The following is a 14,389-nucleotide window of genomic DNA, read 5'->3' on the forward strand; positions in this document are numbered from 1 at the left end:
TGTTATATTTGCATCTTCTACAGGTTGATCATTATCTGTTGTTGCTGTTATGTTAATTATTAGATCTTGTGTTGTTTTTGGCGTGTTTGTTGTAACATCAAGTTTTGCTACACGATTAATAAGACTGATAATATTACTAAATGTTTTAGTATTATATAAGTTACTTTCTTTTACTTTATAGGTGATATTATGTACACCTGCCATGTAACCATGAATTGGAATTTCAACATCAAGTACTGCCATATTTGTTGTGGTATTTAAAATTGATTTTTCATCAATAAATACTTCAACATCAACATTTTCTTTTAGTTGTGTACTAAATTCATCATCAATAACAATATCTATTGTTGAATTTTGCAGTGTTTTTATTGTTAAAGATGGAATATCCATATCTTTAATGTCTGTTTTTAGAACATTTACTGTTATATCTGTTGAATTAATATCATAGTATTCATTGTGAAGTTCTGCTGTTAATTTATGTTCGCCTCCAATAACAGTTGTTGGTAGTCTGTATGATATTTTTGCTTTTCCATTACGAATCATACCTGTTGCAACTTCTACACCATCAAGTTTAAAGATAACTTCTCCATCTTTAAGAATGGTTCCATTTGTATCTTTTACTATTGCCTCTGCTTGAAGATTTTGCATTGTTTTTGGTATATTTGATGTAACTTCAATTGTTGATGTACTATTTACAATTATAAGTTTTCCCCTATAATCTTTTGAATTATAAATTCCATTTCCATATATATGAATTATATATTCATATTCTCCCTCTTTTAATGATTCAGAGTAAATCTCAAGATCCATTACACTATCAACTATTCTTTGATAGTTTGATTCATTATTTGCAATTATTGTATGTGCTCCAAGTGTACCTACAGGGTATTGTCCATGTTCATCAAGTATTTCTGTATATATATTTCCATTTGTAAGTGTTTTTATTGTTATGTCAGGTATTGTTAAATCTGCAAGATTTGAATGTATTACTGTTACAATTTGTGTCTTGTTTTGGCTTTGATATACATCATCAATATATTCAACTGTTAGTGTATATGATTGTGCTGATATATCATTTGTTAGTTTGTAGCTTAGATGTGCTTTTCCATCAACTACTGTGATATTACCAATTTCTCTTGAAGCTACATATGTTCCTTCACCATTTTCAACAGGTCTTGATTCAAATTTAAAGATTACAACACCACTATCTACAAGAGTTCCATTATCATCACGTATTGTAATATTAATGTCAAGATATTGTGTTGTTTTTGGAGTGTTTGTTTCAATATTTATTGTGGTTCGGCGTACATCAATTGTAGCTTTAGCATGTAGTATTTTCTCATTATAAAGACCATTTTCTTTAACTTTTACAACTATATCAGCTTCCCCTATCTCTTCTTTGCCTATAGGAATAGTTGTACTTAATAAACCATTTTTCACTGTTAAATTTTGTACTGAAACTCCATCTACAAAGATTTCAACTTCACTAGCACCTAGAAGTTGTTGGTAGAGTTCATCTCTTAGTACAACATCAATACCAGTTGTTCCACCAGTTTTAACTTCACGTAGAGGAATTATAATATCTGTAAGATTACTTCGTATAACATTAAATGTTGAATTTTCAACTTTAGTATTATAGTAGTCATTAATATATTCTATTGATATATTATGTTCTCCTGCATAAATATTAGATCCAAGCCTGTATGAATACTGTACTTCTCCATCTCTTACTGTAAGAGTTCTAACTATTCTTCCATCAACTTTAATTACAGCTTTTCCATTATTTATTGGAACTCCATCATCATCTACTAGTTTTCCACGTATATACATTGTTTGTACTGTTTTTGGATTGTTTGTTGTTATGTTAATTGTTGCATTACGTTTTATAATTTCAAGTTGTGAATTTATTGTTTTTTCATTGTAGTAGTTGTTTTGTTTTACATTAAATGTTACATTGTATAATCCTGGAGGATATTTACCTGTTGGAAGTTCATAGTGTAGTACTCCATTTGATATTGTGATATTTTCACGGTATGTATTATTTTCACCTGTAAATATTACTTCAACATCACTATCATGAATTATCTGTTTTCCAAATGTATCTTTTAATATAATGTCATATGTGGTATTTGTAAGTGCTTTTGTCTCAATTTTTGGAATTATTACATCTGCAATATCACTTCTTATTATATTTATTGTTTTAGTTTTATGCTGTACTGCATATTGTGGATCTACAAATTTAGCTACAAGTGTAAATGGTCTTGCTTGTGTATCATCAGATAGTGTTACATTAGCTGATGCATGTCCATTTGTAACATTTATTGCATCTGTTATATTTACTCCATTAATACTGAAAATTATCACTCCCTGATTTACAATGTTTCCATCGTTATCTTTTATTGTTGTGTTAATTTCAAGAACACCAGTAGTTCTTGGAGTGTTTGTTTCAATTTCTATTATAGGTACACGATTTATAACATTTATAGTTGCTGTTGTATTAATTGCATTATAAAGTCCACTTTCACGAACACGAATATCTAATAAATATACACCTGCTGATGCATTTTCAAAAGGCAGGTAAAGTATAAGTGTAGTTTCATTTGCCGGTACAACTCTTGTCTTTAGAAGTTTACTATCTATGTATATGTCAACTTCTACTGTTGTATTAAGAGATTTATCATATTCATTTCTTAGTGCAATTCCTATTGTTGTGTTAAGTTTTGTTTTAATTGATTTATCTGGAATTACAATAGATTTAATATTACTTTTAACAACTTCTACATTTTGATCTTTAGATTGTATATCATAGTATTTATCAGCTGCATATTCAACTGTAACTTTATGATCTCCACCAAATACATCATATGGTAGTGTGTATGTAATTGTTGCTCTTCCACCTGCTACATTTGCTTGTCCAATTTCTACTCCATCTAGTTTAAATGTTGCAATTCCATCATTTAGAGGATTTCCAAATTCATCCTTAATTGTTGTATTTACTTTAAGATCTTGTGTTGTTCTTGGTGTATTTACATCTATTGATTCTATGATTACCTCACGGTTGACTACTTCTATTGTACTTGTTAGTGTTTTTGCATCATATAGGTTGTTTTGTTTTGTTTTTATTGTTAGTGTATAGTTTTTCTGAATCTTTTCATCCATTGGTAGAACTAGGTTAACTACTCCATCTTTTATTGTAAGATTCTGTATTGACTGATCATCTATTAATACTTCAACATCTACATTGCCTGTAAGTGTTTTACCATCAATATCTTTAAGTATTGTATTTACTGTTGCATTGTTACGTGTTTTTATACTTTGGCTAAGATCTACATCTGCAATTATGCTACGTTCTACATTTACTGTTGTATTAGCATTTGCTTGATTGTAGTATTTATCTGATGAATATTCTGCCTTGATATTGTATTGACCTGCAATTATGGATGCTGGTAGTGTGTATGTAATTGTTGCTCTTCCACCTGCTACATTTGCTTGTCCAATTTCTACTCCATCTAGTTTAAATATTACAATTCCTTGTTGTACATTTTCACCTAGCTCATCTGTAATTTTTGCATCAATTGTAAGTTTACCTGTTGTAGATGGTGTATTTGTCATAACTTCCATTAGGGTGTTACGATTTATTACTTCAAGTTTTGATGTGAATGTTTTTGCATTATATAATCCATTTTCTGTTGTTTTTATTGTTAGTGTATAGTTGCCTTGTGTTAGTGTATTTGTATCTATTGTAAGATCAACTACTCCATCTGTTATTGTTGTATTAATTATTGAATTATTATCTATTAATACTTCAACATCTACATTGCCTGTGAGTGTTTTGCCTGTTGTGTCATTTAGTTGTGTTTTTATTATAAGATCTTTTAATGTTTTTATTGTCTGTGAAAAGTCAGCATCTGATATTGTGCTACGAGCTACTGTTAGTGTTGTATCTTTTGTTGTGTTTTCATAGTATGGATCTTTAAATTCAACTGTTATATCATATTCACCTGCAATTATTGACTCTGGTAGTGTATATGTAATTGTTGCAACTCCACCTACTACATTAACTTCTCCAATTTCTACTCCACCTAGTTTAAATATTACAATACCCTCATTTACAGGTTGCATGTCTTCTGTAATTGTTGCATCAACTTTAAGTTCACCAAGTGTTGTAGGATTATTTACAACTATAGGATCAATTGTTACTTTACGATTTATAACTTCAAGTGTTGATGTTAATGTTTTTGCATTATATAGTCCATTTTCATGTATGTTAAATACAACACTATAATTGTTAGATTTAAGTGTATCTGTTGGAATTTGTGTGTTAAGTTGACCATTAACAATAGTTGTATTAATTACTGATGTATTATCTATTAATACTTCAACATCAACATTACCTACAAGTTCATGATTAAATTCATCATTAAGCACTACATCTACAGTTATATTGTTTTGTGTCTTAATTGAATCAAGTACAATTTGAGTATCTGCTATTGTAGTTTTTTGAATATTAATTGTTTCTTTATTTTCTGATGGATTATAACTATCAGTTGATGTATATTGTGCTGTAATTTCATGATCACCTGCCATGATAGTTGATGGTAGAATGTAGTCATATTCTATAGTTTTATCTGTAACATCTACTGTAGCAATTTCAACACCATCAACTTTAAATGTTACACTTCCACCTTTAGGTGTTTCATTAAATTCATCAACAACAGTTGCTGTAATTTTAATATTTTGCATAGTTTTAGGTGTTGTTGTATTTAAAGCTATGGATGTTGTAGAATTACGTTTTATAATGTTAAGTTGTGTTTGATTTTCAACACCAGCATTTAATATAACATCATACTGACCACACATGAGATCTTCTGTATCAAGGATGGTGTCTATAATTCCACCATTTATTGTGGTATTTTTATAGATTTTATCTCCAATTTTAAATACTACATCTACATCATCTGTATATAATGTTCCATCAGCTTTTAGAAGTTTTCCATTAACTGTGGTTTTATTAAATACTTTAACATCATCTATTGTATTAATTTCAATTGCATCAACTGCAACTACATCATTAACATCAACACTAATCATGGCACCAGCTAGTGATGGATAGTTAATTGTAATTGTTTTATCTCCACTCATCATAAATACATAGTTGATTGAAACAGTGTTGTCTGTCATATTTTTATTTGCCATAAATGTTTTACCATCTATGTTAAATATAACATCTTCATCTGCATTAAGTGATTTTAGAGTTATTGGTGATACTATTTTAACACTAGTGTATGCTTTTGGTGTAGGTGTTATTGTGTTAATTGTTGAATTTTCAACTGTTATATTATTAAGTGAATAGATGCTACAACCATCATTATCACTACTATTAATAATGTTAGTATTTTTCATGGAAAATGTAGCTTCATTATATATTACACCATGATTGACTGCTATGTTATTTGTGAAATTTGAATTTTCAATTGATGTATTTCCCTGATTTATCACTGCTTTGTCTGTATTGTTTATAACTATATTTTTAAGATTTAATGTATATCCTTGAGCTACTGTTATAAATTGATGTTGTCCATCTCCATTTATTATATTGTTATTTCCATTGATTGTTAGTGTTTTTGTATTTTGTGAATCTCCCCAAGTTATAGTATTTGTAATATTATAATCTCCGGGATTTAAGTTTATTGTTGCCTCTGTATCTGTACTATTTTTTATAGTATTTACTGTATTTTCTAAGCTAAGATAATTATCTACATCGTATGTTGTAGATTTTTTAGTAATTTTTGTTTTTTTATCATACTTATTTGTCGTCTTATTTACTTTAGACTTATCTGTACTATTTTTAATGATATCAGAGCTTTTATCTATGACATCATGTGATACACACTCTGCACTATAGTTGTGCTGTGTATCTACTTGTTTAATATCACTTGTTGTGATATCATCATTATCTGCAGCATTTGCTGCTGTTATTATTGTTATGAAAAATAATAAAATAAGAATAAAAGAAATAATACGTTGATTTTTCTTTAATTTTATCATATTATACATTCCAATTTAATTATAAGTAAATTATTAAAAATATAATCAAAATAATTTGATAAAACTTTAATAATTAATAATAATTTATATTAATTTTACTATAAAAAAAGTATATTAATTTTACTATAAAAAAATTAAAATAAAAATTAGATTAATTTTAAAAAATTCGAATAGTTTTTTTAATAATTTGAAAAAATGAAATAATAAAATGTAATTTATTTAAAATTAGGATAATATTATTAAATAATTTAATATAACTGTTTTTCTACTAAATTATCATAAAATTAGAAATAATAAATTAAGATACATGTTATTTCTTTTTAATTAAGGTTATAATACATTTAAGAATTATATTAAATTAGTAATTTAGAAAAAGAGTTATTTTTTGAGTTTTATAATTAAAGATAATAATGTATAATAAGATAATAGAAAAAAATAGTTGATAAAACAAGTATAAAATTTCAATAAAAATTAGAGCCCCGAGGGGGATTTGAACCCCCGCCCCCTCGATTACGAGTCGAGTACTGTTCCTGGCTGAGCCATCAGGGCATATCAAGTTAATATTTATAGTTTGGTGTTTAAATTTCTTTCCCCTATTTTTTGGACATAAAAAAAAAGATAAATTTTAGGTAGTTATACAAATTGATAACTACTCCTTTAAAAATAAAAATACTAATATTATATATTTCTAACCTAGATGTTGATCTAAATTCATGGTTAATCCATCTGTTGCAGCGATTGTTCTGATACCTGTTTCTTGGGTTATGTTACGTGTATTTTGGAAGGGATTGTTCATAATAAGATTTACACCTAAATGTGTCATAATTGCAACTTTAGGCTTAACTTCTTCAATTAATTGTTTAAAATCAAGAGTTCTTAGATGTCCCTTAATTTTACGTTCTCCTTCTTTTATAACATTACCAATTAGTACATCAGCACCTTTATGTTCCTCTGCAAGTTCTGGGAAATATTCAGTATCAGCAGTATAACTTAGAGAAAAGTCATTATATTTAATATTAAATCCAACACATGTTGGATCTCCATGGTGTGTTTGTGTTCCACGAATTGTAATATTACCATCTTGTATTTCTTCACCTGCAAGAAGTGTTGTAACTTTTGGCTTTTGTTGGTGATATTCTGAAATACTAGGTCCTAGATCTTCATGTCCTTCAATTACACTTTTACTTCCAATAACATGTCCTGTCTTTTTTGTCATACCTTGTGTCATAGCTTCAATTAATACTTCAGCATCGTTATAATGATCAGTGTGGCTATGACTTACCAATAGTAAATTAATTTTCCTAGGATTTAAACCATATTGGTGACTTCTTACTAAAGCCCCAGGTCCTGGATCAACATGTATGTTTTTTCCATCAATACCATCAATGCGAAAACCACCAGTCATTCTTTTTTGACTAATAGTGGCAAATCTTCCACCTCCAGTACCTAAGAATTGTAATTGCATATTATCTCCTTTATGTTTATTAAAAAAATTAAAAAAAGTATTCATTATTAAAAAATAAAAAAATACCCCTTAATTATATATTAATATAGTTAAAAATAATATATAATCTTTTTTCTTAATATTCAAACTATACAAAAATATTTTATTTACTAGCAGTGTTTTTACTTATTTTTAAATCTTTATTGACTATATTACCTACAAATAAAATATGAACTATTCAATTTTTATTTCTAATTTATTCAAGCATATCTTTAAGATACTCACCTGTATATGTTCCTGATTTTGCAACTTCCTCAGGTGTTCCTGTTGCAATAACATATCCACCTTCATCTCCACCTTCAGGTCCAAGATCAATAATATAATCTGCAGTTTTTATAACATCAAGGTTATGTTCAATTACAACAAGAGTATTTCCTTGATCTCTAAGTTTTTGAAGAACACTTAGAAGCTTATTAATATCTTCAAAGTGAAGTCCTGTTGTAGGCTCATCAAGTATAATCATAGTATTTGATGTGCTAGGTTTGCTTAATTCCTTTGCAAGCTTTACACGCTGTGCTTCACCACCTGAGAGTGTTGTTGCAGGTTGTCCAAGTTTAACATATCCAAGACCTACATCAACAAGAGTTTGAAGCTTTCTTCTAATTTTTGGAATATTTTCAAAAAACTCAAGTGCTTCATCTGCTGTCATTTCAAGAACATCATTGATATTTTTACCTTTATATCGTACATTTAATGTATCTGTATTGTAACGTTTTCCCTTACATACCTCACATGGAACATATACATCAGATAAGAAGTGCATCTCAATTTGTACAATTCCATCACCACTACATGCTTCACAACGTCCACCTTTTACATTAAAACTAAATCGTCCAGGCTTATATCCACGTTCTTTTGCCTCAATTGTTTGTGCAAATAAGTCACGAATATGAGTAAATAATCCTATGTATGTTGCAGGATTTGATCTTGGTGTTCTTCCAATTGGTGATTGATCAATAACAATAGTTTTGTCAATATTTTCAATTCCCTCAATTTTATCATGTTTTCCAACCTTAAATTTATGCTTATCTGTCATCTGCTCATAAATTCCATGATATAATGTTTCATTAATAAGTGTACTTTTACCAGATCCTGAAACACCTGTTACACAGATAAATGTACCAAGTGGAAGTTCAACAGTAATATCTTTAAGGTTATTTTCCCTTGCACCTACTACTTTTATTGTCTTTCCATTACCTTTTCTGCGATTTTTTGGAACTTCAATTTTCTTAGCACCAGATAGATACAGGCCTGTAATTGAGTTAGGGTTTTTCTTAATTTCCTCTGGTGTTCCCTGTGCAATAAGTGAACCTCCATGTTCTCCTGCTGCAGGTCCAATATCAATTACATGATCTGCTTCAAGAATTGTTTCCTCATCATGTTCTACAACAATAAGTGTATTTCCAAGATCACGTAGATGTTTTAGAGTATTGATAAGCTTCATATTATCACGTTGATGAAGACCAATACTTGGCTCATCAAGAACATATAACACGCCAATAAGACGACTTCCAATCTGTGTTGCAAGACGTATTCTTTGAGCTTCACCACCTGAGAGTGTTCCAGATGAACGTGCAAGTGACAGGTAGTTAAGTCCTACATCATTAAGAAATGCTAGTCTTTCACGTATCTCTTTAAGTATTTCTTTTCCAATAAATTCTTTACGTCCTGAAAGTTTTAAGTTATCAAAAAATTCCTTACAATCACGTAGTGATAACTTTGTTACATCTGCAATATTAAGTCCACCAACAGTTACAGCAAGCATTTCATCTTTAAGTCTATCACCATGACATCTTGGACAATCCTTATACATCATGTATGTTTTAAGTGATTTTCTCTTATATTTTGATGGTGCATCGACAGATTCACGTTTTATTGATGCAAGAACTCCTTCAAATGGCTTTTTAACCTTATGTATACCATTTTTCATCTTAAATTCAAATTCAATTTCTTCTTTTCCTGTTCCATAGAGAATTATGTCTTTAACTTCATCACTAAGTTCATAGTATGCTACATCAAGGCTGAAGTTATAATGTTTTGCAACTGCTTCAATAATCTTATTGTAATATCCTTCTGTATCTTTTGAATTACTCCATGGCTTTATTGCTCCACGACGTAGTGTAAGACTTTTATCTGGAATTACACGGTCTGCATCAACTTCAAGTGTACTTCCAATACCATTACATTCTGGACATGCAGCCTGGGGGTTGTTAAATGAAAACATACGTGGACTAATTTCTGTAAAGCTTACACCACACTCAGCACATGCAAGTTCTTCACTGTAGGTTTTCTCATCACCACCCTCTTGTGCACTTAGTACTTTTATTATTCCACCAGTGAGTGATAATGCAGTTTCTGTTGATTCAACTAATCGTTTTTTGAAGTTTTCTGTATTTGAAACTTTTAGTCTGTCAACTACAATTTCTAGTGTGTGTTTTATGTTCTTTTCAAGTGTAATATCCTCATCAAGTGATACTATAACTCCATCAACACGTATTCTGACAAATCCCTTCTTTTTATACTCATCAAATACTTTCTTATGCATTCCCTTTTTTTCTTTAACTATTGGTGCAAGAAGATATATTTTTTCACCATCAAAGTGTTCTATTATTTCATCAGCAATTTGTCCTGGTGTTTGTTGTGATATTTCACTTCCACATTTATAGCAGTGTGCTGTTCCAACACGTGCAAATAATAATCTTAGGTAGTCATAGATTTCTGTAACAGTTCCAACTGTAGATCTTGGATTTAGACGTGTTGTTTTCTGGTCTATTGATATTGCAGGTGATAGTCCTTCTATATAGTCTACTTCTGGTTTTTCCATCTGTCCTAGAAATTGTCTTGCATAGGATGTTAATGATTCCATGTATCGTCTTTGTCCTTCTGCATAGATTGTGTCAAATGCTAGTGTTGATTTTCCAGATCCACTTAGTCCTGTTATTACAATAAATTGATCTCTTGGTATTGTTACATCTATATTTTTCAGGTTATGTTCACGTGCTCCTTTGATTATGATTTTCTTTTCATTTATTGCTTTTTGTCTTATATCTTCACTTTGCATCTATTTTATTCCTCCTTTAGTTTCATTATTTGATCTCTGAGTTTTGCAGCTTTTTCAAATTCAAGGTCTGCTGCAGCCTTTTGCATCTGATTTTCAAGGTCTGCTATTATTAGTTCTATTTCATCATCTGTTATGTTATCATAGCTTTGTATATCATCAGGGGTTGTATCTACTACCTTATCTTTAAGTTTACGTACAACACTTTGAGGTATAATATTATGTTCATTGTTATATTCAATCTGCATTTTACGTCTGCGTTCTGTTATATTTACAGCATTAACTATTGAATCAGTCATATTATCTGCATATAATATTACCTCACCATCCACATTACGTGCTGCACGACCAATTGTCTGGATAAGTGATGTTTGAGATCTTAGAAATCCTTCTTTATCTGCATCAAGTATTGCAACAAGTGATACTTCAGGTAAGTCAAGTCCTTCACGTAGTAAATTTACACCAATAAGTGCATCAAAATCTCCACGTCTAAGTTCATCTATAATATCTATTCTTTCAAGTGTTGTAATTTCAGAGTGAAGATAACGTGCCTTAATTCCCATCTTAATATAGTAATCTGTAAGATCTTCTGCCATCTTCTTTGTAAGTGATGTTACAAGTGTACGTTGATTTTTAGCACTTCTATTTTTTATCTCAGAAAGCAGGTCATCTACCTGATTTTTAATAGGACGTATTATAGGTTTTGGATCAACAAGTCCTGTAGGTCTGATAATCTGTTCAACTTTAACATCACAACGTTTTAATTCAAATTCAGCAGGTGTTGCTGATACATAAAGAATCTGATTTTGAAGTTTCATAAATTCATCAAAACGTAGTGGTCTGTGTTCTTTTGCACTTGGAAGTCTAAATCCATAATCTACAAGATTACATTTCCTGGCATGATCACCTGCATACATTCCACGTATCTGTGGTATTGTAACGTGTGATTCATCAATAATTGTAAGATAATCATCAGGGAAGTATCCTAGAAGTGAAAATGGTACCTCTCCCCATTTTCGTCCATTCATATGCATTGAATAGTTTTCAATTCCAGAACAATATCCAACTTCCTGTATCATTTCCATGTCATATCTTGTTCTTTGCTCTATTCTTTGAGCTTCAACATATTTTCCCATTGCCTTAAATTCAGCAACACGATCTTTCATTTCATCAAGTATCTTTTTAATTGCAACATCTTGTTTATCTTTTGATATAACAAAGTGTTTTGCAGGAAAGATAATTGTCTTTTTAAGTTCTTCTATTATGTTAAATTTAAGTGGATCAATTTTATAGATAACATCTACCTCATCACCCCATAACTCAATTCTTATTGCAAAGTTTGCATTTATAGGATAGATGTCTATAACATCACCATTTACCCTGAAATTTCCACGTTCAAATTCTGTGTTATTTCGCATGTATTGCATCTCAATTAAGGACTTTATTATATCATCACGTGATATTATATCACCCTGACTTAGTGTTAATGTAAACATAAGATAATCCTCAGGAGATCCAATACCATATATACATGAAACACTTGATATTACAATTACATCATCGCGTGTAAGAAGAGACTGTGTTGCTGAGTGTCGTAATCTGTCAATTTCCTCATTTACTGTTGATTCCTTATCAATAAATGTATCAGTTTGAGCAACATATGCCTCTGGCTGATAATAATCAAAATAACTTACAAAGTATTCAACAGCATTATCAGGGAAAAACTCCTTAAATTCATCATAAAGTTGTGCTGCAAGAGTTTTATTATGTGACATGATAAGAGTTGGCTTATCTAGCTTTTCAATAACATTTGCCATTGTAAATGTTTTACCAGAACCTGTTACACCCTCAAGTGTAACTTCATTTGCTCCTTCATTAAAGCTTGTAACTATTGAATCAATAGCCTTTGGCTGATCACCAAGAGGCTTATAATCAGATTGTAAAATAAATTTAGACATAGTAGTTATATATATTTAAAATCATTTTCTTAATATTTTCTATTTTAAAAAAAAATAATCATATAAAAAAAAGATTTAATATTAACAAAAATAAGAAAAATTCTATAAAATAAAAATAAGTATAAATTCTTTTTAGATATGGGGTGTTGATAAGTTTAAAAAAAATAAGAGACTTCCAAAAAAAATATAAAAGTCCCCCACTACTATTTTTTTTAGTATTCAAACAAGTTAATTGCAACACTCATCAATGATGCATATTCACCGAGATTAATTTCAGAAATATTTTTCTTACACTCACGTTTTAATTCATTATATTTCTGTGCAAATGCAACATTCATAAATTCTACACCTTTAAAGTCAAGTATGACTTCTTTATCACTTGTTTTATTAATAATATTAAATAATTCCACTACTGTATTTTCAAGAGTTAAAATACGGGGAACTACATCAATAACTACAATTTCCCTCGTCATATGTATTCAAGCTCCAAAATGATTTTTAACAACTTTTAATTGTTCTGGAATATTAATATGCTGAGGACAAACACTTACACATTCATTACAACCAACACAGTTATGTGCTTGTCTATCTTCATGCATATGGAATCTATACTGTACAGAGTCAATAGAATCATCACCAAGTAAGTCCATATTATATTCTCTGAAGCATTTAGGAATATTAACACCAAATTTGCATGGCATACAATAGTTACATGATGTACAATTTATAGCATTTAAGTTATCATATTCATCTTTAACTTCATGTAGTATTGCTTTTTCCTCATCACTAAGCATTCCAACTTCTGCATCATCAACAAGTGCAATATTTTCTTTTACCTGGCAGATATTTGACATCCCACTAAGAACACAGTCAACTTCCTCTTTATCCCATAGATAATTAAAAGCCCACCTAATAGGTTTTATGTCTTTTTCATTCTTTTTAAATATATTTTTAACTGATTGAGGCTGGTTTTCAGCTAATTTCCCACCTCGTAGTGGTTCCATAATCATAGTTCCAATGTTAAGATCATGTAGTTTTTCAACTCCTCGTATACCTGGATTTTCATCAACATCTAAGTAGTTAAGTTGTGTGAGTGCACAATCCCACCTATCATAATCATCAAGTATTTGACAAAGTAGTTCATATGATCCATGTGTTGAAAAACATGCATGTTTTATACGTCCATCATCTAATGCACGATCAACAAATTCATATACTCCTGCCTGTTTTATATCATCATAGAATGAATCTTTTATTGAATGAACAAAAAATAATTCAATTTGATCAACATTTAATCTTTCAAGCTGTAAGTCGAGAGTTTTATCAAAGTATTCCCATGATTTTATCTCCCATGATGGCATCTTTGTTGAAATATGAAGTTTGTCACCAAAACCACTACCTAAAATATCACCTAGGATAGTTTCACTAACACCTGGTTTTTTGCGATCTGTTGTATGATATACTAATGCTGTGTCAAACATGTTTACTCCATGTTCTATTGCATATTCAAACATTTCTTCTGTCTGTTTTATATCCACATGTTCTGGATTTTCATCAATTAATGGTAATCGCATTGCACCAAAGCCAAGAATAGATGCTTTTATATTAGTTTTTCCTAGTTGTCGATATTTCATAAGATAATGTTTATTGTTTTACATATATATAATTAAAATTTGTTATATTATATTTAAACTTTTTAATTATGATTCCATTAAATTTCTAGAATTTCAAGGTTTAAAAAAACAGTTTTAATTGATTTTTTAGAGTCAATTAGAATATTTATTAAATAAAATTTGAATATTGACATAGAACTTATCATAG

6 protein-coding genes and 1 tRNA gene are annotated in these 14,389 nt (G+C 29.7%); all 7 read right to left on the bottom strand.

What is annotated here, in order from left to right; translation table 11 throughout:
* On the bottom strand, nucleotides 1-6,048 hold a 6,048-nt coding region (locus MRZ80_RS00710; RefSeq protein WP_292535222.1), incomplete at its 3' end, for an Ig-like domain repeat protein.
* A gap of 475 nt (nucleotides 6,049-6,523) precedes the next feature.
* Nucleotides 6,524-6,597, bottom strand: a tRNA-Thr gene (locus MRZ80_RS00715).
* Nucleotides 6,598-6,736: 139 nt separating this feature from the next.
* The gene (locus tag MRZ80_RS00720; protein ID WP_292535223.1) at nucleotides 6,737-7,513 is read right to left on the bottom strand and encodes an MBL fold metallo-hydrolase; all 777 of its coding nucleotides are present in this window, start codon (nucleotides 7,511-7,513) and stop codon (nucleotides 6,737-6,739) included.
* Nucleotides 7,514-7,748: 235 nt separating this feature from the next.
* Nucleotides 7,749-10,613 (bottom strand): excinuclease ABC subunit UvrA, encoded by a 2,865-nt coding sequence (gene uvrA, locus MRZ80_RS00725; RefSeq protein WP_292535225.1) that lies wholly within the window; start codon nucleotides 10,611-10,613, stop codon nucleotides 7,749-7,751.
* 5 nt (nucleotides 10,614-10,618) lie between these two features.
* The gene (uvrB, locus tag MRZ80_RS00730) at nucleotides 10,619-12,568 is read right to left on the bottom strand and encodes an excinuclease ABC subunit UvrB (protein WP_292535227.1); all 1,950 of its coding nucleotides are present in this window, start codon (nucleotides 12,566-12,568) and stop codon (nucleotides 10,619-10,621) included.
* 212 nt (nucleotides 12,569-12,780) lie between these two features.
* A complete protein-coding gene (locus tag MRZ80_RS00735) occupies nucleotides 12,781-13,041 on the bottom strand; it encodes a DUF4325 domain-containing protein (RefSeq protein WP_292535229.1) in 261 nt (86 codons plus the stop codon).
* Between the two features lie 6 nt (nucleotides 13,042-13,047).
* Nucleotides 13,048-14,202: an aldo/keto reductase gene (locus tag MRZ80_RS00740; protein ID WP_292535239.1), complete on the bottom strand. Its 1,155-nt coding sequence runs from the start codon at nucleotides 14,200-14,202 to the stop codon at nucleotides 13,048-13,050.
* Nucleotides 14,203-14,389 lie beyond the last annotated feature (187 nt).

The sequence above is a fragment of the Methanosphaera sp. genome (assembly GCF_022768985.1).
In the GTDB taxonomy this organism is placed as follows: Archaea; Methanobacteriota; Methanobacteria; order Methanobacteriales; family Methanobacteriaceae; genus Methanosphaera.